Below are 23,421 nucleotides of genomic sequence, written 5' to 3'. Positions count from 1 at the left end.
GTTTAGCCAATGACCTGAGGAATACTGCCGTACAACTGCAGGATGTATTCCATAAAGGTCTGCACCAGCCACGGACCGGTGACGATCAACGTCACCAGCATCACCAGCAAGCGAGGCAGAAAGCTCAGGGTCTGTTCGTTGATCTGCGTAGCGGCCTGGAACATCGCCACCATCAGACCTACGAGCAAACTCGGAATCACCAGTACGGCAACCATCATGGTGGTCAGCCACAGCGCTTCCCGGAAGATGTCTACCGCAACTTCTGGCGTCATGGCGATACACCGCCGAAGCTGCTCGCCAGCGTACCGATGATCAACGCCCACCCATCCACCAGCACGAACAGCATGATCTTGAATGGCAGGGAAATGATCAGCGGCGAGAGCATCATCATACCCATGGCCATCAGCACACTGGCCACGACCAGATCGATGATCAGGAACGGAATGAAGATCATGAAGCCAATCTGGAACGCGGTTTTCAGCTCGGATGTGACGAACGCCGGGACCAGAATGGTCAGCGGCGCCTGATCCGGCGACGCAATATCAGTACGTTTGGACAAGCGCATGAACAACTCCAGATCGCTGGTGCGAGTCTGGGCGAGCATGAAATCCTTGATCGGCACCTGCGCCTTGGCCACGGCATCTTGAGCGGTGAGTTTCTCGGCCAGATACGGCTGCAAGGCGTCCTGATTAACCCGGTCGAACACCGGCGCCATGATGAACAAGGTCAGGAACAGCGCCATGCCCGTGAGGATCTGGTTCGACGGCGTTTGTTGCAGGCCCAGGGCCTGACGCAGGATCGAGAAGACGATGATGATCCGGGTGAAGCTGGTCATCAGCATGACGAACGCCGGGATAAAACTCAGCGCAGTCATGATCAGCAGGATTTGCAGACTGACCGAATACTCCTGAGCGCCGTCGGCGTTGGTGCCCAGGGTAATCGCCGGGATCGACAACGGATCGGCGGCGAACGCCAGCGGCGCGGCCAGCATCAGGGCCAGCGTCAAGATGATGCGTAGCGCACCCATTACTTCTTATCCTTATGATCCTTGCCCATCAGCTCCATCAGGCGCTGGGCAAACTCGGGGGTCGCTTTTTCAGTACCGCCGGGCACTTGCACCGGCTCCTTGAGCACGTGCAACGCGGTGATGGTGCCGGGGCTCAAGCCAAGCAAAATCTGCTCGTTGCCGACCTGCACCAGCATCAATCGGTCGCGAGGGCCAAGCGCGCGGGAACCGATCAACTCGATCACCTGCCCCTTGCCGGCGGGTCCGGCCTGTTGCACCCGACGCAGCAGCCAGGCGAGGAAGAAGATCAACCCCAGCACCAGCAGCAAACCGAACACCAACTGCGTCAATTGCCCGGCAACACCGCTGCTGACCGCGGGTGCAGCGGCGCTGGCAGCCATCGCCACCGGCTCGGCAGCCATGACGCTGAACGGCGAGGCCAGCGCTAACCCCAACGCCAATCCAGGCAAAACCCCCAGAACCTTTTTCACTCAGCGCAACTTCTTGATGCGTTCGCTTGGGCTGATCACGTCGGTCAGGCGGATGCCGAACTTCTCGTTGACCACCACGACCTCACCGTGAGCAATGAGCGTGCCGTTGACCAGCACGTCCAGCGGCTCACCGGCCAGACGATCGAGTTCGATCACCGAACCCTGGTTAAGCTGCAGCAGGTTACGGATGTTGATATCCGTGCTGCCGACTTCCATGGAAATCGACACCGGGATATCGAGAATCACGTCCAGGTTCGGACCGTCGAGGGTGACCGGTTCGTTGTTTTTGGGCACGCTGCCGAACTCTTCCATCGGCAGACGGTTGGACGGGGAACTGGCGGCGTCGGCGGCCAGCAAGGCGTCGATATCGTCCTGCCCCGCGTCGCCGGTTTCTTCCAGGGCAGCAGCCCATTCATCGGCCAGCGCCTGGTCGTCCTGGGTGTTCATATCGTTAGCCATCAATTTGTCCTCGGCGGGCATCCATTCAATCAGGAGCCGTCAGTTAAAAGCACAGGGGGTTTGGAGCGCCGGTCAGCGGCGCTCGATCGGCTCGATCACTTGCAACGCGAGGTTGCCTTTGTGCGACCCCATCTTGACCTTGAACGCAGGCACGCCGTTGGCGCGCATGATCATCTCTTCCGGCATCTCGACCGGAATAATGTCCCCCGGCTGCATGTGCAGAATGTCCCGCAGGCGCAACTGGCGACGGGCAACCGTGGCACCGATCGGCACGTCAACGTCCAGCACGTCCTGACGCAAGGCGTTGACCCAGCGTTCGTCCTGATCGTCGAGGTCCGACTGGAAGCCGGCGTCGAGCATTTCGCGTACAGGTTCGATCATCGAGTACGGCATGGTCACGTGCAGGTCGCCGCCGCCGCCATCGAGTTCGATGTGGAAGGTGGAGACCACAATGGCTTCGCTCGGGCCGACGATGTTGGCCATGGCCGGGTTCACTTCGGAGTTGATGTACTCGAAGTTCACTTCCATGATCGCCTGCCAGGCTTCTTTCAAGTCGACGAAGGCCTGTTCCAGCACCATGCGCACCACGCGCAGTTCCGTAGGGGTGAATTCACGCCCCTCGATCTTCGCGTGACGGCCGTCGCCGCCAAAGAAGTTGTCCACCAGCTTGAACACCAGTTTGGCGTCGAGGATGAACAGTGCGGTGCCGCGCAACGGCTTGATCTTGACCAGATTGAGGCTGGTCGGCACGTACAGCGAGTGCACGTATTCGCCGAACTTCATCACCTGCACGCCACCGACGGCAACGTCCGCCGAGCGGCGCAGCATGTTGAACATGCTGATGCGGGTGTAACGGGCGAAGCGTTCGTTGATCATTTCCAGGGTCGGCATGCGTCCACGGACGATGCGATCCTGACTGGTCAGGTCGTAGCTTTTGACACTGCCGGGTTCAGCAGCGATATCGGTCTGTACCAGACCATCGTCGACGCCATGCAACAGCGCATCAATCTCATCTTGGGACAGCAGGTCCTGCACGGCCATGTCGTGTTCCTACTGCAGTACGAAATTAGTGAAAAGCAACTGTTCGATGACCACTTTGCCGAGTTCTTTCTGCGCGACTTCCTGGACGCTGGCCGTGGCTTTCTGACGCAACATTTCCTGGCCGACCGGCGACGCCAGCGTGGCGAAGTCCTGCCCGGAGAACAGCATGACAAGGTTATTGCGGATGACGGGCATGTGGACTTTGAGCGCTTCCAGATCGACTTGATTGCGACCCTGCAAGGTGATGCTCACCTGCATGTAGCGCTGACGACCGTTCTGGTTGTAATTGGCCACGAAGGCCGGCGCCATGGGTTCGAAAACCGCTGGCTGCTGGCCGACCGGGCCGGTTTCGGCTGCGACAGCGGGCTTGCTCTGGGCGCTGTGCATGAAGAACCAGGTCGCCCCCACGGACACGCCGATCGCCAGCAGCAGGGCCACCACGATCACAATGATCAGCTTGAGTTTGCCTTTGGTTGCGGGGTCTTTTACTGCTGTTTCGCTCTTCGCCATGCCAATAATCCGTCACTATTCGGGTTTTCACAGTCGCACGGCAAGGCAAGAGCAAGTGTTATGCCAGAAATGTCTGACGGAGAACCGGAAGGACAGTTTGATCGCGCCCACGCAGGCGGTTCGACGCCTCGACGTGGGAACGATCGGACAGGGGTTTGCGTTTGATCAGGCGTAATAGTCGACGGCGCTGGAGCCGATGACGCTGGTGGCACTGGACGCCACTTCGGTAACGGCCGGCGCAAGCTCCTCATCCATGGAGTCGATACGACCACCGCTGGCGTTGGTGCGTCCACCCTGGCCTTGACCCTGTTGAGCCTGCTCCTGCCCTTGCCCCTGCCAGCCACGGGACTGGTCGGACACATTGACGTCGACCTGTCCCATGCCCTGCTGCGCAAACATGTCACGCAAACGATGCATCTGCCCGTCCAGCGCTTCGCGAACACTTGGATGGGCGCTCATGAACGTCACCTGAGTCTGCTGATCCGGAACCATGTTCACCCGAATGTCCAGGCGCCCCAGTTCAGCCGGTTGCAACTGGATGTCGGCCGCCTTGAGATTGGCACTGGACAGGTACATGACCCGGTTCACTACTTCCTCGGTCCAGCCGCTCTGATGCATGGCGATCGGTTGATTCACCGGCAACGCGTTGGCGGTTTTCGGCGTGGCCGCCTGGGTCAGTGCCGCCAGACGGTTGGCGAAATCGTCGACCCGGGTATCGCTACTCGCGGACTTCAGGTCCTTGAGACCGTCATCGATAAGACCACCGAAGGCCTTGTCACCCCCCTGACCAGTGCCGTCCTTGTCGGCTTGCACATCGAGCATGCTCGCCATGCCAGCGGCGAAGTTCTGCGCCGAGGTGGACTCGCCGTCGGCCTGGGCCTGGGCCGAGGTCGGTGCCGCTTTGGGCTGGGCCTGACTCGCAGCCGAAATATGGCCGCCCTGTTCCATGGCCATACGCACGGCAGGCAGTGCGTCGAGGGGATCGGCTTCGGGATCGAAATCGGTGTCAGTGCTTGCAACAACCGGAGTCGCCGCCGCCGTCACAGCCACCTCGACCTGCGGTTGCGGGGTGACTACAACGGGCGGAGTTGCCGGTACCGCCGCTGTCACCGCAGGTTGGGCTACCTGCATCAACGCAGGATCCAGCGTCGGGTCAACGGGCGCGGCATCGGCAACCGGTACCTGCGCAGTATCCGACCCGTCATCGCTGGCAGCCTCGTCGCCAGCCTGCGCCGGCTTATCGGCGGGCAAGGATTTGCCGCTATCGGCAACCGCAGGTTCCGGGGCGGCAGACGTGTCGTTGCTGAGGTTCTTTTTGTCGGGGCTGTCCGGTGTTTTATCGCGTATCGGCTTGGCCGATCCATCACCCACCGCAAAGGGTTTGTTCCGGGCTTGATTGGCGTAGACCTGAGCGAAGCTGGATGCCTTGTCCCCAGGCTCAGCGGCCAGCGCCGGTGTATTGGCGGAAGCGGCTTGAGTCTTGGCCTGCGCGGCGGCCTGAAGAAGCATATTGGGGGTAACGGGCATGGAACGGTCTCCGCTGCACTGGGATCGTAGGTACAGTTGACGGAGATTACTGCAAAGGTCGCGCCAGATTTGAGCCACAGGCGCTAAAAGCGCCGGAAGGCCTCATTGGCAGAGCGCGCGCTGACGCTCGGCCTCAAAGAGCGGCCGGACAAACGCAAATTCGTCATCAATTTCGCCCACCAGCTCTTCAATGCCGGCGAGGCTTCTTTGCTTGGCGCGCTGCTCCAGTTCATGGCACAACTCAGCCAGGCGAATGGCGCCCATATTGCTGCTGCTCCCCTTGAGACTATGAGCAGCATTCATGAGTTGCGCGGCATCTTCAGCCTTTCGCAAGATGCGTAAACGCTCTTCGGAATCGGCGAGAAAGGTATCCAGCAACGTCGGATACTCATCCTCCATGACCTCTTGCAACGCGCTCAGCAGATCGCGGTCCAGGTGTGTGTCAGCCACTTGCTCACTCCTTGATCAAGAATGCGTGGATTATGCCAGAGCCTCCCAGAAAAACTCCACGCGGGCACTTCGACCATCGTCGGACCAACTCGCATTGTGGCCCAACTGACGGATCAGACTGACGCCCCGTCCCGACAGACGGACACCGTCGATCGGCCGCGCCATCACCCGCGCGACATCGAACCCCTTGCCGCTGTCTTCTACTCGAACCGTCAAACAGCCGCCTCCGCCCTGGGGGGTCACCTGCAAATACACCCGCACGAAGCCGTCCTGCAAAGCGTCCAGGCGCGCATTGCGCTGTTGATAATAGCGGGTGAAACCCGAAGCATCGCGCTTGAGACTCGAATCCAGCCCCAGCACCCCATGCTCCAGGGCATTGGAATACAGTTCAGCCAACACACTGTAGAGCGCCCCGCTCTGAGCCCGCAGACCGTGGACCTCAAGCAGCAATTGCAGAAGATACGGCAGCGGATTGAAGCGTTTGAGCGTGGCGGCGCGAAATTCGAAACTCACTGACCAGTCCAGCGGGCAGGACTGACCGCTGTCGGAATACACCAGCGCCGGCGGGCTCAGTTGTGCGGCCTCCAGCAGACTGACCTCGACCATGCTCACGTCATCACGGGCCTCGCCACGAAAGTCCCGCAACGCTTGCTCGATCTCTTCGAACAACTCGTCAGGCTGGCGATTAGCCGCAAACACCTGCTGCAATCGCTCCACACCAAACAACTGTTCGTTGGCATCGCAGGTATCGATCACCCCGTCGGACAACAGGAAGACTCGATCCCCGACCGCCATCGGAAACACCTCGGTGCGGTCTTCAAAGGATTGCGGGCTCAGCACACCGAGCGGCAAATGCCGAGCCCTCAGCGGCGTTCGCTCACCGCTGGCGATGCTGTGCAGGTAACCGTCGGGCATCCCGCCGTTCCAGACCTCCACCGAGCGTCGCTGAAAACTCAGGCACAGCAGCGTTGCACAACAGAACATGTCCACCGGCAGGATGCGTTTGAGCTTGGCATTCATCTCGCGCAGGGTTTCGGACAGGCCGTATCCCTTGGCGGTCATGCCATAGAAGACTTCGGCCAGGGGCATGGCACCGACCGCGGCCGGCAAACCATGACCGGTAAAATCGCCGAGCAGTACGTGCATGTCGCCGGCGGGGGTGAACGCGGCCAACAGCAGATCGCCGTTGAACAACGCATAAGGCGATTGCAGGTAGCGGATATTGGGTGCATTCAGGCAGCCGGAGTGGGCCACCTTGTCGAACACGGCCTTGGCCACCCGCTGCTCGTTGAGCAGGTAGTCGTGGTGCCTGGCGATCTGGTCGCGCTGCTGCAACACCGTGGCCTGCAACCGCCGCAAGCGATCCATCGCCTTGATCTTGGCGGCGAGGATCACCTGGTTATAGGGTTTAGCCAGAAAGTCGTCCCCCCCGACCTCCAGACAGCGGGCCAGCGCTTCGCTTTCGGTCAGCGAGGTGAGGAAGATGATCGGCACCAGGGTTTCCCCTGCCAACACTTTGATTTGCCGCGCCGCCTCGAAACCATCCATCACCGGCATCATTGCGTCCATGAGCACCAGGTGCGGTCGTTGCTGGCGAAACGCTTCAACGGCTTCGGCACCGTTGGCAGCCGTCAGCACCTCGTGCCCCTGGCGACGAACGATGGTCGACAGCAGCATGCGATCGGCCGCGCTGTCTTCGGCGACCAGGATCGTCAGCGGTTCGAACAAGGACTGCATGGCGGTCACGCCACGTCGAAGATTTGTTCGAAGTTGGAGATGGCGAGGATCTTGCGCACATCTGCGTTAGCGTTGGTCAACGTGATATCGGCACTCTCGCCACCGGCGTGATCACGCAATAGCAACAGCATGCCGAGCGCCGAGCTGTCGAGGTAGGTGGCGTCTTTGAGATTTACTTCGAAGGATTCGGGTTTTGGCTGAAGATTTTCGTAGGACTCACGAAATTCCTGATGCTTGGCGAAATCGAATCGTCCCTTGACCGAGATCGTCAGCTTTTGCCCATCTTTGGATACTTCAGTAACCACTGGCATTTAACGGCTTCCTTGTCATTGATGAACGCACGTGTAGAAGGTTTAGCACTTGCCGGAGGCGGGAGCAAGGCTGGAAAAGTGGTGCTGTGAGGGATCGCCTTCGCGATCTACTTGATTCAATACTGATCCTGACGCGGCAACCGCTGGGACAACTCATCCAGCAGCTTTTGCTCGCGCCGGTCTTCCAGCCGCCGCGCCTCATCCATGTAGCGCGACACCAGCTTGCGCAACCCTTCGACCCGGGCAAACGCCTGCTGCCAGGATTCCCGCGCCTTGTTCAGGTTGTTTTGATGCCAGACCAGACTTTGTCGCTGCTGGTCGATGGCCGTGCCCAGTTGTGCCAGGAAGCCTTGATAACCCAGAAGCCATTGACCCGACACGCCACTGCTGCCGCGCACGATCCACTGCTCCTGATAATCCAGACGAAAGGCTTCGAGGTCGGCGAGTTTGCTTTCGGCCAGACGGACTTGCCCCTGAAAGTGCCCCAGACGCAGGACCGCGGTTTTCTCGGCCTTTTCGGCTATTTCCACCACGGGGGCCAGGCGTGAGGCGCGGCTCTGGGCCATGCCCGGTTAGCCGCCGGCCGCGGGAGCGAAAATCGTGCCGAGATAGGCTTCGCTTTCGCCCAGGCTGATGCTGTCGTTGAGGCTCTGGCGCAAGTATTTCACCAACTGCGGTTGCAGGGAGATCGCCAGGTCGGTTTCCCGATCACCCCCCGCAACATAGGCGCCGACGCTGATCAAGTCGCGACTCTGCTGATACCGCGACCACAGTTGCTTGAAATACTGGGCGCGCATCATGTGTTCGGGCGTAACCACCGACGGCATGACCCGGCTGATGGACGCTTCGATATCGATGGCCGGGTAGTGACCTTCCTCGGCCAGGCGCCGGGACAGCACAATGTGCCCGTCGAGCACGCCTCGTGCGGCGTCGGCAATCGGGTCCTGCTGGTCATCGCCTTCGGACAGTACGGTGTAGAACGCGGTGATAGAACCGCCGCCCTTCTCGGCATTACCGGCCCGTTCCACCAGTTTCGGTAGTTTGGCGAACACCGATGGCGGATAACCCTTGGTCGCCGGCGGCTCGCCGATCGCCAGGGCGATTTCCCGCTGGGCCTGGGCGAAACGGGTCAGGGAGTCCATCAGCAACAGGACGTTCTTGCCCTTGTCGCGGAAATACTCGGCAATTCGCGTGCAGTACATCGCCGCGCGCAGACGCATCAGCGGCGCATCGTCCGCCGGGGACGCCACCACGACCGAACGCTTGAGCCCTTCTTCACCGAGGATGTGTTCGATGAATTCTTTAACTTCACGACCCCGCTCACCGATCAGCCCGACAACGATGATGTCGGCCTCGGTGAAGCGCGTCATCATGCCCAGCAGCACACTCTTGCCCACCCCCGTACCGGCGAACAGGCCCAGGCGCTGACCGCGACCGACCGTCAACAAACCGTTGATGCTGCGAATGCCCACGTCCAGCGGCTCGCTGATCGGTTCGCGCTTGAGCGGATTGATGGTCGGGCCGTCCATCGGCACCCAGTCTTCGGCCTTCATCCCGCCCTTGCCGTCCAGCGCGCGACCGGCGCCATCGAGCACCCGCCCGAGCATGCTCATGCCCATTGGCAGACGGCCAGTATCCGCCAGAGGAACCACACGGGCACCGGGAGCGATGCCGGCAACACTGCCGACCGGCATCAGAAACACCTTGCTGCCGGAGAAACCCATGACTTCGGCCTCGACCTGCACCGGGTGATAACTGTCGTCGTTGATCACCATACAGCGGCTGCCCATGGCGGCGCGCAAACCCTCAGCTTCGAGGGTCAGGCCGACCATGCGCAGCAAGCGGCCTTCAAGGATCGGCGCGCCTTCCAGGTCCGTGGCCTCGGCGTAGCTGGCGAGGCGCTTGGCGAAGCTGGTGCGATCAAGGCGCATCGGGAACGTCCGGTTCAGGTTCGACCGGCGAGACTGCTGGCTTGTCGCTGATCGGCAGTTCCAGGCTCAGGTCCGGCTCGGCCGGGTGCAAGGCCTGTTCGTGCAACTGATCGAACAGCTTGTCCATGACCCGCGCAACGCGGGTTTCGACCGTGGCGTCGATGCGGCTGTGTTCCGTCTCGACCCGACAACCGCCGGGCAACAAGGCCTCGTCCTCGACGATGCGCCAGGTTTCTTCATGGCGCTCGCGCAAGGCTTTGACCTGTTCGAAATCTTGCGGATTGATGTACAGCCGCACATTGTCCACGCCCAGCGGCAACAGCTTGAGGGCTTCACGCATGACGTGTTCGATCTGCGTCGAGTCGATGGCGAGTTCGCGCTGAATCACCTGTTTGGTGATGTGCTGCACGAGGTCGACCAGGGACTTTTCGATCAAGGTGTCCTGCTCGGCGATAGGCTCGAACAAATGCCCCATCAATTGCTCCAGAGCAGCAATCTTGGCGGCCAGAGCCACCTCGGCTTCCTGACGGACCTTGAGCGTGGAGCTGTGAAAACCTTCTTTCTCGCCCGTGGCGAAGCCTTCGTTGTAGGCCTCCTGGCGAATGCTTTCGAGTTCTTCGAGGGTCAGTGGCTGGACTTCATCCAGTGGCACTTCTTCCATTTCCGGTGGCTCGGGTTCCGGCTCAGGCTCGGGTTCCGGCACGAACGGATCGAAACTGGGCAGCGACCAGACGTCGAAACCGCCGACGTCCTTGCCTCGGATCAGGTCGGTGTTGGACTCATCATGTTTGGACGACATAGTGACCTTAGATCATCTCTTCGCCGCCCTTCCCGCCGAGAACGATTTCTCCGGCTTCGGCCATACGGCGGGCAATGGTGAGGATTTCTTTCTGCGCCGTTTCCACGTCGCTGACGCGCACCGGGCCTTTGGCCTCGAGGTCGTCGCGCAACAGTTCGGCCGCCCGTTTGGACATGTTCTTGAAGATCTTCTCTTTGACGCCTTCGTCCGAACCCTTGAGGGCCAGCACCAGCACGTCGGAGGACACTTCGCGCAGCAGCGCTTGAATACCGCGATCGTCGACATCGGACAGGTTGTTGAACACGAACATGAGGTCTTCGATCTGACCGGACAGGTCTTCGTCGACTTCGCGAATCGAGTCCATCAGCTGACCTTCGATCGAGCTGTCGAGGAAGTTCATGATATCCGCCGCGCGCTTGATGCCACCCAGGGTGGTGCGCGAGGCATTCGAGTTGCCGGAGAACTGCTTCTCGAGAATCTGGTTGAGTTCTTTCAGGGCCGCTGGCTGCACCGTGTTCAGCGAGGAGACTCGCAGAATGATGTCCAGGCGCACCTTGTGGTCGAAATTACCGAGCACTTCACCGGCCTGGTCCGGATCCAGATACGCCACCACGATCGCCTGGATCTGCGGGTGCTCGAAACGGATCACGTCAGCGACGGCGCGTGGTTCCATCCACTTCAGACTGTCGAGACCACTGGTGTTGCCGCCCAGCAGGATCCGGTCGATCAGGCCGTTGGCCTTGTCTTCGCCCAGGGCCTGCGTGAGCATTTTGCGCACGTAGTCATCGGAGCCGACGCCGAGGCTGGTCTGGTCGCCGACGATGTCAACGAACTCGCTCATTACCTGCTCGACTTGCTCGCGGTGCACGTTACCCATTTGGGCCATGGCCACACCCACCCGCTGGACCTCTTTGGGCCCCATGTGGCGCAGCACTTGCGCGGCGTCGGTAGAACCCAGGGACAGCAGCAGAATCGCGGCTTTGTCGACCTTGGTCAGTTTGGCGGCAACGGCTCGGTTATCACTCATCTGCGTTAATCCACTCTTTCACGACCTGGGCCACGCGACCCGGATCTTCTGCCACCAGGCTCTTGATTGCGTTCAACTGCGCGTCATAGCCTTCGCTTGGGCTCGGCAGCAGGATACTGGCCGGGCCGCCGAGACTGACTCGGTCGTTGGCCAGTTCGCCGTCCAGGCCGCCCATGCCACCCAACTCGACATCGCTGCCGATACCTAGCTGCTTGTCTTTGCCGCCGCCGCCGGTGATGTTGTTGAGCACCGGACGCAGCACGCCGAACACCAGCACCAGAATGAACAAGACACCCAGCACTTGCTTGACGATGTCCCAGAACCAAGGCTGGGAGTAGAACGGAATTTCGGCAATCACTTCACCGCGCTCGGCGGAGAACGGCATGTTGATCACGCTGACGCTGTCGCCACGGCTGGCGTCAAAGCCGACGGCGTCCTGCACCAGGCGAGTAAAACGCGCCAACTCATCGGTGGTCCACGGCGCACGGGTGACTTCACCGTTGGCCGCGTTGATCTTGACCTGGTCATCTACCACCACCGACACCGACAAGCGATTCAAACGGCCCTGCTGTTGTTTGGTGTGGCTGATGGAGCGGTCAAGCTCGAAGTTCTTGGTGGATTGCTGACGCTTGTCCGACGGGTACGGTGCAAGCATAGGCTGGCCGGTGGCCGGGTCCATGATTTGCTGACCGTTGGCATCCAGCAGTGGCTGGCCTGGCTGCACCATGCCGGCCGACGCAGTAGCGCCTCCGGTGGTTTGCGGTGCGGAGGCAGGCGACGGCGGCTGGTTGCTCAGAGCACCCGGCACACCTTGCGGACCATTGCTGGCGGTGCGTTGCTCATTCACCGACTGCTCGCTGCGCAACGCCGGCTGGTCCGGGTTGAATTGCTCGGAGGTCGACTCGACAGCACTGAAATCGACATCGGCCGAGACTTCGGCTTTATAGCGATCGTTACCCAGCACCGGTTGCAGAATGTTGTGCACGCGCTGAGTCAGCATGCTTTCCATGCGACGGCTGTAATCGAATTGCTTGCCGGCCATGGTCAGTGCGGAATTTTCCGCCTGATCCGACAGCAGGTTGCCCTTCTGGTCGACGACAGTGATCTGGGATTTGCTGAGTTCGGGAACGCTGGTGGCCACCAGGTTGATGATCGCCAGCACTTGACCAGGCTCCAGCGAGCGGCCGGAGTACAGTTCCACCAGAATCGAAGCGCTCGGCTTGCGCTCGTCGCGCACGAACACCGAGCTTTTCGGAATCGCCAGGTGCACGCGGGCACCCTTGACGTTGTTCAGGCTGGAAATGGTGCGGGCCAGTTCGCCTTCGAGACCACGACGATAACGGGTCGCTTCCATGAACTGGCTGGTGCCCAGGCCCTGGTCCTTGTCAAGAATCTCAAAACCGATGTTGCCGTCGCTGGGAGTGACACCAGCGCCCGCGAGTTTGATTCGCGCACGGGACAGGTCATCGGCCTTGACCAGCAAGGCACCGGAGTTCGGTTCAACGGTATAGGGAATGTCGGCTGCGGCCAGAGTATCCATGACCTGTTTGGCGTCCATACCGGCAAGACTGCCGTACAGAGGCCGGTAGTCCGGCTGCTGGGACCACAACACCACGGCAAAGCCAATCGCCACGCTCGCAGCCAGGCCGACCAACAGGCCGACCTGACGCAACATGGTCATCTCGGAGAGGTTTTCCAGGAAGGACAACCCGAACAGCGGCGGCTTGCCGTCTATTGGAGTGGCCTTGGCCGGAACATTATCGGCGACTGCTTCTGCCATGACTCAATTCGTCCTTAAACCGGCATCTGCATGATGTCTTGGTATGCCTGAACCAGCTTGTTGCGTACTTGGGTCAACGCTTGAAAAGACACGCTGGCCTTTTGCGAGGAAATCATCACGTCCGTCAGGTCGACACCACTCTTGCCGATCTCGAAGGCACTGGCCAACTGACTGGACGCCTGCTGCGTCTCGCTCACTTTGTTGACGGCCTGACCGAGCATGTCGGAAAAGCTGCTGCCACCCATTTCAGGAACAGCGGCAGTCGATTTCGATGCAGACATGGCATCCATTTGCATGGAGCGCATGTCCAGCATCAATCGATTGAATTCAATACCTTGGCTCATAGTTTCTCTCTTTGACGCGCGACGTCTTTGGCGACCCGCAATTTTTTGACACTCACTCGGCGGGTAGTGAGGTGTTAGCAACAAGGGTGCCAGCTCCGTGGTCGTTCTAAACAAAAGCCGTCCGGGGCTTTGCATCGCTAACAAATCAGGTGGCGAACAAATAAGCTTCCACGTCCATTCCGGCATCACGCATCTGCGCCAGCTTGTAACGCAGGGTGCGCGGGCTGATGCCCAAGCGCTCGGCGGCCTCTTTGCGACGACCGCGCTCGGAGCGCAAGGTATCGATGATCATCTGGAATTCACGACGACGCAGATCATCACCCAGCGCCCCGGCCGACTCGGATTCGACCTCCACGGTTCGCACGGACGCTGGCGCCAGGGCAGGCAACGGCGCACAGGCGACCGGCCCGGCCAGACAAAAATCCTCAGGCTGTATCAATCCACCCTGCTGCAGAATCAGCGCCCGCTGAATCGCGTTATCCAGCTCACGCACATTACCCGGCCATGGATAACCGATCAGGCACGCCTGAGCCTCGGGCGACAGCCGTGCGGCGGCATGCTTCATTTTATTGACGTACTTGGCCAGAAGCCGCTCGGCCAACGGCAGGATGTCGGCGGTACGTTCGCGCAACGGACGCCAGGCCAGCGGAAACACCGACAAGCGATAGTAAAGGTCTTCACGAAAACGCCCCGCCGCCACTTCACCGGCCAGGTCACGGTTGGTGGTGGCGACCACTCGAATGTCCAGCGTGATCGGCTTGCGAGCGCCAACGCGCTCGACTTCGCGCTCCTGCAATACCCGCAACAACTTGGCCTGAAGGCCTAGAGGCATTTCGGAGATTTCATCGAGCAGGATCGTGCCGCCATCAGCTTGCTCGAACTTGCCGGCCTGCGCGGCGATGGCGCCAGTGAACGAACCCTTTTCGTGACCGAACAAGGTGGCTTCGAGCATGTTGTCCGGGATCGCCGCACAGTTGATCGCAATGAACGGCTGACTGGCGCGATGAGAGTGCTGATGGATGTAACGCGCCAGCACTTCCTTGCCGGTCCCGGACTCACCGGAAATCAATACCGTGGAATCACTGCGCGCCACCCGTGCGGCCAATTCCAGCAATTGCGCACTGGCCGGCTCGAACGCTACAGGCCCCTCGCCCTCGGTCGCACCAAGATTGCCCAGCGCATGACGCGCCACCAGATCGAGCAAGGCCTTGGGCTCGAATGGCTTGACCAGATAATCCGCTGCGCCCTGACGCATCGCATCGACTGCCCGCTCCACGGCGCCGTGCGCGGTCATCAACAACACCGGCAACTGCGGCTGACGAGCGCGCAGCAATCCGAGCAGTTGATGGCCGTCCATGCCCGGCATGTTGACGTCACTGAGCACCAGGTTGAACGCCTCGGCACCGACCGCTGCCAGCGCTTCTTCCGCCGAACCGACCGCTTTGAAATCGTGCCCGGCGAGCAACAACGTATCGGCCAATGCTTCGCGTAGCGCGCGGTCATCCTCGACCAGTAAAACCTTGATTGCCATGTCCGTCATTCCGCTCCCTGAGCGCTGGGCTTTTCACCCGAAAAAAGCGGCAGGATCACCTGCGCACACGTGCCGCGACCGAGCCGCGAGCGCAGCTGCAATTCTCCTTGATGAGCACGCGTAACGGCCTTGACCACGGTCAGGCCAAGGCCGGTTCCGGTGGCTTTAGTGGTAAAGAACGGCTCACCCAGACGCTTCAGTACGTTCGTATCGATGCCACTACCGCTGTCGCTGACCGCTACACGCAAGTTGTTGTCACGGGTATAGAAATGGACTTTCAAACGCACATCGCCGGCGCTGGCCTGGATGGCGTTCTCGATCAGGTTCAGAACCGCCCCGACCAGCGTGTCACGATTGCACAGCAACTCGCCGGAATGGCTGTCGCACTGCCAACGAATCGGCAGGTCCTGCACATGGGTCAGTGCTGCCGCCTGCAACGACTGCATCAGCATTTTGGGCGTGAGGCGATCGGTCAGCGGCAGCTCGCCGCGCGCAAACACCAGCATGTCGCGAACCTGATGCTCCAGCTCATGCAGACGCTCTTTCAGGCGCCCGGCAAAACGCTGCTGGGTCTCCACCGGCAACGCTTGCTCAGTCAAATGACTGGCGTAGAGCAAGGCGGCGGACAAGGGGGTACGAATCTGATGAGCCAGCGAAGCGACCATTCGACCGAGGGACGACAGCCGTTCGTGGCGGGCCAACTGATCTTGCAGATGACGGGTTTCAGTCAGGTCGTTGAGCAACACCAATTGACCGGGCTCGGCATCCAGTGAGCGTGTGGAGATCGACAAACGTCGACCGTCCTTGAGCGAGATTTCGTGGCCGTCGTCTTCACGAGGTGCAAAGCAGCGGGCAATCACGTGGCGCCACAACTCGCCTTCGAGGGGTAGACCGAGCAGTTCGCAGGCAGCGGGATTGGCTTCTCGCACGATGCCTTGGGCATCGATGACGATGACGCCGCCGGGCAACAGATCGAGGAGGTTTTGCAGCCGGTTGGCCAGGCGTTCTTTTTCCGCCAGTTCCTGCATGCGCTGAGCACTGACCACCGCCAACTCACCCTTGAGCTCGGTGACCCGGGCTTCGAGCATGCTGTAGGAGTCGGTCAATTGGCTCGACATCTGGTTGAACAGTGCAAACGCCTGTTCAAGGCCAAGCCGGCTCGCCTGCTCTACGGACGACGGTTGTCCCGACGCATCAGGGACAGGAGACATCTGGGCGGCTTGAGGCATTGTGTTCTCTCGCTTGGCTGACCGTCAGTTAAACGGAACGTTGCGAGGGATGTAGCAATACCCGTGCCTAAAAAAAACCGCCTACAAATGAAGGACTTGAAAAACAGGCGTCAATCATCTGCCTGTTCTTCACCGTCACGACGGCTCATGCCGTACTTGCGCATCTTTTCCACCAGTGTGGTGCGACGAATACGCAGCCGCTCCGCCGCGCGCGCCACGATGCCATTGGCATCATCCAGCGCCTGCTGAATCAGCCCTTGCTCCAGACCACCGAGGTAGTCCTTCAGGTCCAGACCTTCCGGCGGCAGCATGGCGCCGGCAGTGAAGTCTGGAGTATGACCGTTGATGGCCACACGCTCTTCAAGATCGCTGCGCAAAATGTCGACCAATTGCTCATCTTCGTCGTCAACGTAACGGAATTTCTTCGGCAGCTCGACCACGCCGATCACCCCATACGGATGCATGATCGCCATGCGCTCCACCAGGTTGGCGAGTTCGCGGACGTTGCCCGGCCAGCCGTGGCGACACAGCGACATGATCGCCGCGGAATTGAAACGGATCGACCCACGCTTCTCGTGCTCCATGCGCGAGATCAACTCGTTCATCAGCAGCGGAATGTCTTCGACACGCTCGCGCAGTGGCGCCATTTCGATCGGGAACACGTTCAGGCGGTAGTACAAGTCTTCGCGGAAGGTCCCGACCTCGATCATGCTTTCGAGATTCTTGTGGGTCGCCGCAATGATCCGCACATCGACGCTCTGGGTCTTGTTGCTGCCCACGCGTTCGAAGGTGCGCTCCTGCAATACGCGCAGCAACTTGACCTGCATTGACAGCGGCATGTCGCCGATTTCATCGAGGAACAGCGTACCGCCATTGGCCAGCTCGAAGCGCCCGGCGCGGCTGGTGATCGCCCCGGTGAAGGCGCCTTTCTCGTGGCCAAACAGTTCGCTTTCCAGCAACTCGGCCGGGATCGCCCCACAGTTGACCGGTACGAACGGAGCGTCACGACGTTTGGAGTGATAGTGCAGGTTACGCGCGACCACTTCCTTACCCGTCCCGGACTCGCCGAGGATCAGCACACTGGCGTCGGTGTCGGCAACTTGCTGCATCATCTGACGGACGTGTTGAATCGCCCGGCTGGTGCCGACAAGACTACGGAAAAGATTGGGTTCACGGTGACGGCCGCGCTCGCGGGCCTGGTCGTACATCTCGCGATAGACCTGAGCACGGTGCAGGGAGTCGAGCAGCTTGCTGTAGCTGGGCGGCATCTCGAGGGTCGAAAGCACTCGGCGACGCTGGTCATCGGGCAAGTCAACGGAAGAATTATCGCCCATTAACAAAACCGGAAGGAACTCATCCCAGGTTGAGAGTGTCTTTAACAAGCCCACGAGTGCACCAGGAGCATTGACCGTCCCGATGAGGACACAGATTACTTCACGACTTGATGACAATGAGCCGACAGCCTGCTGCCAGTCATGGCTGCCGCTGGGTAAATTTTCTTCGCCAAGAAAATTTAGAATCACCGCCAGGTCGCGGCGACGGACGCTATCGTCATCAATCAGCAGAATTTTGGTTTCACGCCACATGCAATAGCAACTTCCCTGGTCAACTCAATGCCCAAAATATGATGGGGCAAGCTAGGCGCTTGCAGACACGTTATGCCTGTAGACGCCTGAAATCTGGAATCAGCCACTAGTTAAGTCAAAAAACCGTGCACAGTCAAATTTATGGCGCACGATGTTTGGATTAACCGGGGATTAATTAGCCGAACAGATGGTAAACCTTTGCCGCGCTCTGTGCTTGGTGGATCTGCGACATCTCATCGACTATCGCTTGGCGCGCCCCTGTCGCCGCCTCAAGAAGCTGTTTATACACCCCCAACAACTCCTCAAGATTCTCGCGCAACGCGGCCTCGTCCACCGAAGCTTCACTCAAGACGTCTTCCATGCAGGAACGGCAAGCCAGGTCCAATTCACCAATGGCTTCCCAGTTACGCTCGGCCAAAGCACCGACCAGGCCTTCGCGGGTTTGTTCGATTCGCTGCAATACAAGACTCATGGTGATCTCCTTAAAACTGCGGACCCGGCGCGGCGATAGCATCCCAGCCGTCTTTGACGGTGCGAAGCAGATCGGCGACTTCGTCGAGAATCTTTGGATCTGTCTTGATGTTGGCTTCGGCCAGACGCTTCATCATGTAGGTGTAGAGGTTATCCAGTTCACCCACCGACTCGGCCTGATTTTCCAGATCCAGACCTTCACGCAGACCACCGACAATGCCGATGGCCTTGCCGATCAGAACGCCTTTATTCGCGATGTCCTTGCGCTCCATCGCGCCTTTGGCCTGCGCAATACGATCCAGCCCACCTTCCATCAGCATCTGTACCAGACGATGAGGGCTGGCCTCGGATGTCTGCGCCTGGGCGCCAATCTTCTGGTATTGGCGAAGGGCTAACATTGGATTCATGTTGTACCTCATCAAAAAATCTGTGGTTCGTATAACCAGTGTATCGACGATGCGTCAAAAAACTTTAGACGCAAAAACACAAAAGCCCGGAGCGCTGAACGACGCTGCCGGGCTTTTGGCGCTACTAGACTATCAGCTGTTCTTCTGCTGCGCGGCCATTGCTTCAAACATCGAGGTGATGTTGCTGGCAGTGGCTTTCAACTTGCCGACAAGAGAATCCATGTCGTTGTATTTTTTGGTCAGTACGGCGGTCAGGGATTCGATCCGACGATCCAGCGCAAGCTGGTCGTTGGCCAGTTTGGTCTTGGTTATGGCCAACGCGGTAGAACGGGTATCGAGAATTCCGCCAGTTTCGGTGTAAGGCGAAATCGCCGTGCCCATACGCGCGAGTAGACCGTTGTCACCCGAGAAAAGACTCTGTACTTCCCCGCCGAGCTTCTTGTCGTTCATTGCGGAGGTAAACTTGGTGGAATCGAAGTTCAGAGCACCGGTTTTCTGATCGGTGGTGATCCCCAATTGCGACAGTACGGTGAGTTTATCGCCATTACCGGCCTCGGACAGAGGCCCGCGCATGGCCGCCAGGATCGAACGCGGCATAGCGTCGCCAGTCAGCGCTGCAGGAATGGTCGGATTGCCGTCATCATCGAGCGAAGGCTTGGTCAGCGAGCTGATCGCGTTGGCCACTGCGTTGTAGGCATCGACGAATTTCTGGATCGATGCTTTCAATCCATCAGTATTAGTCGTTACGAGTACCTGCGATTCGCCCTTGGCGAGCAGTGTCATCGAAAGTCCCGAAACTGTACCGTCCAGTTTATTGGTGGGGCTGCTGATCGACAGACCATCCACCGTGAACTTCGCATCCATTGCGAGCGAGCCCACCGAGCCAGCCGAAGCCCGGTCGGAGTCTGCCGGAATCACCGTCGAACCATCAACGTCCAGGCCGACACCGGAGAGCGAAATATCGGTGCCTTCGCCAGTATTCGACGAGCTCACCATCAGTCGGGAACCAAAGTTATCGGTCACGACGTTGGCGCTGAAGCCGCTGAACTGGTATTTGTCGTTCAGGGCTTTCGCCACAGATTCAAGCGTGGAGTTAGCGGGTATATCGAGGTTGTAGGTTTTGGCCGTACCGTCTTTCACACCCTGAGAGATAACCAGAGTACCGGCAGCACCGTTATTGACAGAGGCTTTGGAACCGCCATCAAAAGCAGCCGTGGCGACTTTCGAACCAGTGGCAAGCTGCGAGACATTGATCTTGTAGATGCCAGCGACGGCGGAGTTGTTGGCGGTAGCCGTGAGGACCTTGGGATCGGAAGAACTGGCAGCGAAACCAGTGAACTGAGGCTCAGTGGTATTGCCCAGCGTTTTCATGGACGCCTGGAACGTGGCGAGCAGCGACTTCAGGGAGCCGACACCGGAGATGGACGCCGTGTTGGTCTTAGTGCCACGGTCGATCTGACCTTGCTTGGCCGCTTTGTCAGCATTGACCAGTGCCTTGACGATAGCACCGGTGTCGAGGCCCGAGCCTAAGCCCGTGCCCGGTAGAATTGGACTTGCCATGTAGATCTCCCTTCAGTGTCTCGCCGGTCTTTTGACCACTACAACGCCCAAAAGAACATAGCAACAAATTTCGTGCCAGCTGTCAGGCTTTGGCGCTGAACAGCAGACTGCTTGCGTCATTCAAGCTATTGGCCAGCTTCAGGACTTCTTCGTTGGGGATCTGACGGATCACCTCACCGGAGTCGCTGGCAATGACTTTGACGATGACTTTGCCTGAAGGCTCATCGATAGAGAACTCCAGGTTACGCTTGACCGACTGGACGAACTTTTCAATTTCTTGAACGGCCATCTTCAGCTTGTCCCGCTCACTTACTGCATCCTTGGGCTCATCCCTGACCAATGCCACTGGCGCAGCATCGGCTCGAGGCTTTTCCGCAGCCGCATCAGCAACGGGCGTCGCCGGCTTCGCCGCAGGATAAGACAAGTTCAGCTTCACGCTCATATCCATGTCCATCACCTCTTTAAATCAAAAAAGCGAGAGAGCGCGACAAGCGCACTCCCCCGCCAAAAACACATCAGCTATTACTGAAGCAGTTTCAGTACAGCGGATGGCAGTTGGTTGGCTTGAGCCAGAACTGCGGTGGAAGCTTGTTGCAGAGTTTGTTGCTTGGTCAGCTGTGCAGTTTCAGAAGCGAAGTCGGTATCTTGTACGCGACCCAGTGCAGCACTGGCGTTTTCGTTGATGTTTTGCAGGTTGGCGATGGTGCTGGTCAGACGGTTTTGTGCAGCACCAAGGTCAGCACGGCTGGCGTTGATGGTTTTCAGCGCGTCGTCAATTGCGCCAACAGCAGCCGAGAAGTTGGTTTCAGCGATGGTTGTGGACGAGCCGGCAATGGTGATCCCGGAAGTGATACCCAGGCTGACGGCGTCGAACTTGGCGGTCAGGTCCAGTTTGATCTGGTTGTCGCTACCAGTGTTGGAGCCAACCTGGAAAGTCATAGTGCTGGCGGAACCGTCGAGCAGGTTTTTGCCGTTCAGGTTGGTGGAACCAGCAATACGAGACAGCTCGGACGCCATTGCGCTGAACTCTTTGTTCAGAGCGTCACGGTCGTCGGAGCTGTTGCTGTCGTTTCGGGACTGAACTGCCAGTTCACGCATACGTTGCAGGATGTTGGTTTGTTCCTGCATCGCGCCTTCAGCGGTCTGAGCGATGGAGATACCGTCGTTGGCGTTTTTGATCGCCATGGTCTGACCACGGATCTGCGAAGTCATGCGGGTAGCGATTTGCAGGCCGGCGGCGTCGTCTTTGGCGCTGTTGATTTTCAGACCGGAAGACAGGCGAGTCATCGAAGTCGACAGGGCATCGGAAGCCTTGTTCAGGTTTTTCTGAACGTTCAACGATGTGACGTTAGTGTTTACTGTTAAAGCCATGACGAATTCCTCGTTGGTTGGGTACTGCGGCTTCCGGCCCTGGCAACCGCCGGGTGTGGCCTAGAGAACCTTCGTAATAGTTATCGTCGTCATGGCAGGTTGCTTGAGGGCTTTTTTTAAAAAAATTACTAGCAGACTGCCACCCCCAACAAAACAAGGGCTTAGCGGCCTTGCCGCATAAAAAAATGACGTCAAAAAAGCTGCAAAAAAAGCTCCGGGCAAAAAAATAGCGCTACAGGGTCTGCCGGTAGCGCTATGAGAAAGTCTTTTAGAGATCAGCCGCGATAGAGAATCGCCGAGCCCCATGACAGGCCTACGCCGAAGCCACTGATAGCCACACGACTCCAGTCAGAGCTCAGAACGTGTTTTTCCAGCAATAAAGGGATGCTCGACGAAACGGTGTTGCCTGTTTCGACCATGTCCTTGATGAACTTCTCTGGCTCTCCTTCAAAACGCCGTGCCACTGCATCAACAATGGCCGCGCTGCCCTGGTGAATGCAGAACGCGTCAATGTCGCTGGTTTTCAGCGCCGACTCATCGAGCAACTCGTGCAGGTGGGCGGGCACTTTCAACAAGGCGAAGTTGAACACCTGACGACCATTCATATAAAACACACCGTCGCTGACCTTCAGGTGCGGCGCACCGGAACCGTCAGTACCGAACTTGGCCTTGCCCAATTGCCAGTGCGCGCCCTCACCCATCCAGGTCGCCGTTGCAGCGTCACCGAAAAGCATGGTGGTGTTGCGGTCTTCAGGATCAACGATTTTCGAGTAAGGGTCCGCGGTGATCAGCAAACCGTTCTTCAAGCCTGCGGCTTCCATGAAGCCTTTCATGGCGTAAATACCGTAGACGTAACCCGAGCAACCCAGGGAAATATCGAACGCGGCAACATGCGTTGGCAGACCGAGCTTGTCCTGAACGATGGCGGCCGTGTGCGGCAGCCCTTCCTCATCACCATTCTGGGTGACAACGATCAGCGCATCGATAGACTCGCGCTTGAGGTCGGGATTATTGGCAAACAATGCATTAACAGCTTCAACACACAGGTCCGATGTTTCCTGCTCAGCGCCTTTGCGCGGCAGGAAAACCGAACCGATCTTACCCAGGATGAACTCTTCATCTTTGGCGAATTTAGCACCCTGAGCGTAGTTATCCACACCGGCGGCCGGCACGTAACTCGCTATGCTTTTTATGCCAATCATCATGGCTTCCCGATCATAAACAGCGACTAGGTTCACCCCGAAAAACTCAGGGGCGCATCAAAATGGTTGATTTCCCGGGACAGACTCATCGCCCGCTCCCAGAAACACAATACAGTGAAGATGCACTTTATGACCTATGCGTCACGCCGTTAAGCACATGAATGCAATTTTTCGGTTTTTGACCACCCGAATATCGGTATTGAAGCCCTCAAACACCTGCGCCATGAGTTCGGTTGGAACCAACACATCAAAGCAATATTGGCGCCATCGAAAAACCGCCCGTACAAGCCAGCAACTATGGACCCAGCCACGTCGTGCAGACAAAAAAGGCCCACCGTAAGGTGCAATGCTGTTCACTTAAGGATTGTTGACTAATCCTCAAGCAGCCGGAAATCCGGAGTCTGATAAGGACTCCGGATTTTTTATGCCTATTGCTCAGGATTTAAGCGCTGTTCTAGATTTTGCTGAGCGGCCGCTCTCGCGCCTTGAGGTGTTCGCCGATGATATTCCTGATGAGTGGATAACAGCAGCGGCCACGCTGGCTGATAAAGCGTAAGCCTCCAGCCCAGCCACCTGTAATTCCCTACCTCCACTCGCCACGCTGTGCTCTCCAAAAAAGGAGCACACATGAAACCACCCACCACACTCACT

Annotated in this window: 26 protein-coding genes; 1 reads left to right on the top strand and 25 read right to left on the bottom strand. The window is 58.8% G+C overall.

Going from position 1 to position 23,421, the window contains the following annotated elements:
• Window positions 1-2: 2 nt before the first annotated feature.
• From fliQ to ACXPVS_RS23745, 25 genes are all read right to left on the bottom strand, one after another.
• A complete protein-coding gene (gene fliQ / locus ACXPVS_RS23865; protein ID WP_458512091.1) occupies window positions 3-272 on the bottom strand; it encodes a flagellar biosynthesis protein FliQ in 270 nt (89 codons plus the stop codon).
• The gene (gene fliP / locus ACXPVS_RS23860; RefSeq protein ID WP_458512090.1) at window positions 269-1,027 is read right to left on the bottom strand and encodes a flagellar type III secretion system pore protein FliP; all 759 of its coding nucleotides are present in this window, start codon (window positions 1,025-1,027) and stop codon (window positions 269-271) included. The genes fliQ and fliP overlap by 4 nt, the downstream gene beginning before the upstream one ends.
• Window positions 1,027-1,497 (bottom strand): flagellar biosynthetic protein FliO, encoded by a 471-nt coding sequence (fliO, locus tag ACXPVS_RS23855; RefSeq protein WP_458512089.1) that lies wholly within the window; start codon window positions 1,495-1,497, stop codon window positions 1,027-1,029. The genes fliP and fliO overlap by 1 nt, the downstream gene beginning before the upstream one ends.
• Window positions 1,498-1,956, bottom strand: a complete 459-nt coding sequence (gene fliN, locus ACXPVS_RS23850) for a flagellar motor switch protein FliN (protein ID WP_129442187.1) — start codon at window positions 1,954-1,956, stop codon at window positions 1,498-1,500.
• A gap of 72 nt (window positions 1,957-2,028) precedes the next feature.
• Window positions 2,029-2,997, bottom strand: a complete 969-nt coding sequence (gene fliM, locus ACXPVS_RS23845; protein WP_458512088.1) for a flagellar motor switch protein FliM — start codon at window positions 2,995-2,997, stop codon at window positions 2,029-2,031.
• Window positions 2,998-3,006: 9 nt separating this feature from the next.
• Window positions 3,007-3,507 carry a flagellar basal body-associated protein FliL gene (gene fliL / locus ACXPVS_RS23840; protein ID WP_458512087.1) on the bottom strand — a complete coding sequence of 167 codons (501 nt, stop codon included), beginning with the start codon at window positions 3,505-3,507 and terminating at the stop codon, window positions 3,007-3,009.
• 165 nt (window positions 3,508-3,672) lie between these two features.
• Complete coding sequence (locus ACXPVS_RS23835) at window positions 3,673-5,034, bottom strand: flagellar hook-length control protein FliK (protein ID WP_458512086.1); 1,362 nt, start codon at window positions 5,032-5,034, stop codon at window positions 3,673-3,675.
• Window positions 5,035-5,136: 102 nt separating this feature from the next.
• On the bottom strand, window positions 5,137-5,484 hold the full coding sequence (locus ACXPVS_RS23830) for an Hpt domain-containing protein (RefSeq protein WP_458512085.1): 348 nt from the start codon (window positions 5,482-5,484) through the stop codon (window positions 5,137-5,139).
• A gap of 30 nt (window positions 5,485-5,514) precedes the next feature.
• The gene (locus tag ACXPVS_RS23825; protein WP_458512084.1) at window positions 5,515-7,221 is read right to left on the bottom strand and encodes an ATP-binding SpoIIE family protein phosphatase; all 1,707 of its coding nucleotides are present in this window, start codon (window positions 7,219-7,221) and stop codon (window positions 5,515-5,517) included.
• A 5-nt stretch (window positions 7,222-7,226) separates the two neighbouring features.
• Complete coding sequence (locus tag ACXPVS_RS23820; protein WP_458512083.1) at window positions 7,227-7,532, bottom strand: STAS domain-containing protein; 306 nt, start codon at window positions 7,530-7,532, stop codon at window positions 7,227-7,229.
• 116 nt (window positions 7,533-7,648) lie between these two features.
• On the bottom strand, window positions 7,649-8,098 hold the full coding sequence (fliJ, locus tag ACXPVS_RS23815) for a flagellar export protein FliJ (protein WP_458512082.1): 450 nt from the start codon (window positions 8,096-8,098) through the stop codon (window positions 7,649-7,651).
• A gap of 6 nt (window positions 8,099-8,104) precedes the next feature.
• Complete coding sequence (gene fliI / locus ACXPVS_RS23810) at window positions 8,105-9,463, bottom strand: flagellar protein export ATPase FliI (RefSeq protein ID WP_458512081.1); 1,359 nt, start codon at window positions 9,461-9,463, stop codon at window positions 8,105-8,107.
• Complete coding sequence (gene fliH / locus ACXPVS_RS23805; RefSeq protein ID WP_458512080.1) at window positions 9,453-10,262, bottom strand: flagellar assembly protein FliH; 810 nt, start codon at window positions 10,260-10,262, stop codon at window positions 9,453-9,455. Before fliH ends, fliI begins: the two co-directional genes overlap by 11 nt.
• A gap of 7 nt (window positions 10,263-10,269) precedes the next feature.
• Entirely contained in the window at window positions 10,270-11,289 is a 1,020-nt protein-coding gene (fliG, locus tag ACXPVS_RS23800) for a flagellar motor switch protein FliG (protein WP_427634873.1), read from the bottom strand.
• Window positions 11,282-13,069 carry a flagellar basal-body MS-ring/collar protein FliF gene (gene fliF / locus ACXPVS_RS23795; RefSeq protein ID WP_458512079.1) on the bottom strand — a complete coding sequence of 596 codons (1,788 nt, stop codon included), beginning with the start codon at window positions 13,067-13,069 and terminating at the stop codon, window positions 11,282-11,284. Before fliF ends, fliG begins: the two co-directional genes overlap by 8 nt.
• 14 nt (window positions 13,070-13,083) lie before the next feature.
• A complete protein-coding gene (gene fliE, locus ACXPVS_RS23790; protein WP_056742087.1) occupies window positions 13,084-13,413 on the bottom strand; it encodes a flagellar hook-basal body complex protein FliE in 330 nt (109 codons plus the stop codon).
• A 145-nt stretch (window positions 13,414-13,558) separates the two neighbouring features.
• Window positions 13,559-14,944, bottom strand: coding sequence for a sigma-54-dependent response regulator transcription factor FleR (gene fleR / locus ACXPVS_RS23785; RefSeq protein WP_458512078.1), 1,386 nt, complete (start codon window positions 14,942-14,944; stop codon window positions 13,559-13,561).
• A gap of 5 nt (window positions 14,945-14,949) precedes the next feature.
• On the bottom strand, window positions 14,950-16,155 hold the full coding sequence (locus tag ACXPVS_RS23780; RefSeq protein ID WP_458512139.1) for a sensor histidine kinase: 1,206 nt from the start codon (window positions 16,153-16,155) through the stop codon (window positions 14,950-14,952).
• A gap of 128 nt (window positions 16,156-16,283) precedes the next feature.
• Entirely contained in the window at window positions 16,284-17,759 is a 1,476-nt protein-coding gene (locus ACXPVS_RS23775; RefSeq protein WP_458512077.1) for a sigma-54 dependent transcriptional regulator, read from the bottom strand.
• Between the two features lie 175 nt (window positions 17,760-17,934).
• The gene (locus tag ACXPVS_RS23770; RefSeq protein WP_458512076.1) at window positions 17,935-18,231 is read right to left on the bottom strand and encodes a flagellar protein FliT; all 297 of its coding nucleotides are present in this window, start codon (window positions 18,229-18,231) and stop codon (window positions 17,935-17,937) included.
• Window positions 18,232-18,241: 10 nt separating this feature from the next.
• On the bottom strand, window positions 18,242-18,637 hold the full coding sequence (fliS, locus tag ACXPVS_RS23765; RefSeq protein ID WP_347803251.1) for a flagellar export chaperone FliS: 396 nt from the start codon (window positions 18,635-18,637) through the stop codon (window positions 18,242-18,244).
• Between the two features lie 132 nt (window positions 18,638-18,769).
• A complete protein-coding gene (gene fliD, locus ACXPVS_RS23760; RefSeq protein WP_458512075.1) occupies window positions 18,770-20,197 on the bottom strand; it encodes a flagellar filament capping protein FliD in 1,428 nt (475 codons plus the stop codon).
• 82 nt (window positions 20,198-20,279) lie between these two features.
• Window positions 20,280-20,645 carry a flagellar protein FlaG gene (locus tag ACXPVS_RS23755; protein ID WP_458512074.1) on the bottom strand — a complete coding sequence of 122 codons (366 nt, stop codon included), beginning with the start codon at window positions 20,643-20,645 and terminating at the stop codon, window positions 20,280-20,282.
• A gap of 74 nt (window positions 20,646-20,719) precedes the next feature.
• On the bottom strand, window positions 20,720-21,568 hold the full coding sequence (locus ACXPVS_RS23750) for a flagellin domain-containing protein (protein ID WP_458512073.1): 849 nt from the start codon (window positions 21,566-21,568) through the stop codon (window positions 20,720-20,722).
• A gap of 275 nt (window positions 21,569-21,843) precedes the next feature.
• Window positions 21,844-22,770 (bottom strand): ketoacyl-ACP synthase III, encoded by a 927-nt coding sequence (locus ACXPVS_RS23745; RefSeq protein WP_458512072.1) that lies wholly within the window; start codon window positions 22,768-22,770, stop codon window positions 21,844-21,846.
• A gap of 424 nt (window positions 22,771-23,194) precedes the next feature.
• On the opposite strand from ACXPVS_RS23745, the gene ACXPVS_RS23740 reads away from it, so the two are divergent.
• Entirely contained in the window at window positions 23,195-23,326 is a 132-nt protein-coding gene (locus ACXPVS_RS23740; RefSeq protein ID WP_458512140.1) for a hypothetical protein, read from the top strand.
• The last annotated feature ends 95 nt before the right edge of the window (window positions 23,327-23,421 follow it).

This window comes from Pseudomonas sp. Ma2-10 (genome assembly GCF_054330215.1).
This window is presented reverse-complemented; position numbering and strand designations above follow the sequence as displayed.

Excerpts from the sequence above, each read along its gene's own strand:
- fliQ (WP_458512091.1), bottom strand. The coding sequence starts at position 272 with ATGACGCCAGAAGTTGCGGTAGACATCTTCCGGGAAGCGCTGTGGCTG.
- fliP (WP_458512090.1), bottom strand. The coding sequence starts at position 1,027 with ATGGGTGCGCTACGCATCATCTTGACGCTGGCCCTGATGCTGGCCGCG.
- fliN (WP_129442187.1), bottom strand. The coding sequence starts at position 1,956 with ATGGCTAACGATATGAACACCCAGGACGACCAGGCGCTGGCCGATGAA.
- fliM (WP_458512088.1), bottom strand. The coding sequence starts at position 2,997 with ATGGCCGTGCAGGACCTGCTGTCCCAAGATGAGATTGATGCGCTGTTG.
- fliL (WP_458512087.1), bottom strand. The coding sequence starts at position 3,507 with ATGGCGAAGAGCGAAACAGCAGTAAAAGACCCCGCAACCAAAGGCAAA.
- ACXPVS_RS23835 (WP_458512086.1), bottom strand. The coding sequence starts at position 5,034 with ATGCCCGTTACCCCCAATATGCTTCTTCAGGCCGCCGCGCAGGCCAAG.
- ACXPVS_RS23825 (WP_458512084.1), bottom strand. The coding sequence starts at position 7,221 with ATGCAGTCCTTGTTCGAACCGCTGACGATCCTGGTCGCCGAAGACAGC.
- ACXPVS_RS23820 (WP_458512083.1), bottom strand. The coding sequence starts at position 7,532 with ATGCCAGTGGTTACTGAAGTATCCAAAGATGGGCAAAAGCTGACGATC.
- fliJ (WP_458512082.1), bottom strand. The coding sequence starts at position 8,098 with ATGGCCCAGAGCCGCGCCTCACGCCTGGCCCCCGTGGTGGAAATAGCC.
- fliI (WP_458512081.1), bottom strand. The coding sequence starts at position 9,463 with ATGCGCCTTGATCGCACCAGCTTCGCCAAGCGCCTCGCCAGCTACGCC.
- fliH (WP_458512080.1), bottom strand. The coding sequence starts at position 10,262 with ATGTCGTCCAAACATGATGAGTCCAACACCGACCTGATCCGAGGCAAG.
- fliG (WP_427634873.1), bottom strand. The coding sequence starts at position 11,289 with ATGAGTGATAACCGAGCCGTTGCCGCCAAACTGACCAAGGTCGACAAA.
- fliF (WP_458512079.1), bottom strand. The coding sequence starts at position 13,069 with ATGGCAGAAGCAGTCGCCGATAATGTTCCGGCCAAGGCCACTCCAATA.
- fliE (WP_056742087.1), bottom strand. The coding sequence starts at position 13,413 with ATGAGCCAAGGTATTGAATTCAATCGATTGATGCTGGACATGCGCTCC.
- fleR (WP_458512078.1), bottom strand. The coding sequence starts at position 14,944 with ATGGCAATCAAGGTTTTACTGGTCGAGGATGACCGCGCGCTACGCGAA.
- ACXPVS_RS23780 (WP_458512139.1), bottom strand. The coding sequence starts at position 16,155 with ATGTCTCCTGTCCCTGATGCGTCGGGACAACCGTCGTCCGTAGAGCAG.
- ACXPVS_RS23775 (WP_458512077.1), bottom strand. The coding sequence starts at position 17,759 with ATGTGGCGTGAAACCAAAATTCTGCTGATTGATGACGATAGCGTCCGT.
- ACXPVS_RS23770 (WP_458512076.1), bottom strand. The coding sequence starts at position 18,231 with ATGAGTCTTGTATTGCAGCGAATCGAACAAACCCGCGAAGGCCTGGTC.
- fliS (WP_347803251.1), bottom strand. The coding sequence starts at position 18,637 with ATGAATCCAATGTTAGCCCTTCGCCAATACCAGAAGATTGGCGCCCAG.
- fliD (WP_458512075.1), bottom strand. The coding sequence starts at position 20,197 with ATGGCAAGTCCAATTCTACCGGGCACGGGCTTAGGCTCGGGCCTCGAC.
- ACXPVS_RS23755 (WP_458512074.1), bottom strand. The coding sequence starts at position 20,645 with ATGGATATGAGCGTGAAGCTGAACTTGTCTTATCCTGCGGCGAAGCCG.
- ACXPVS_RS23750 (WP_458512073.1), bottom strand. The coding sequence starts at position 21,568 with ATGGCTTTAACAGTAAACACTAACGTCACATCGTTGAACGTTCAGAAA.
- ACXPVS_RS23745 (WP_458512072.1), bottom strand. The coding sequence starts at position 22,770 with ATGATTGGCATAAAAAGCATAGCGAGTTACGTGCCGGCCGCCGGTGTG.
- ACXPVS_RS23740 (WP_458512140.1), top strand. The coding sequence starts at position 23,195 with ATGCCTATTGCTCAGGATTTAAGCGCTGTTCTAGATTTTGCTGAGCGG.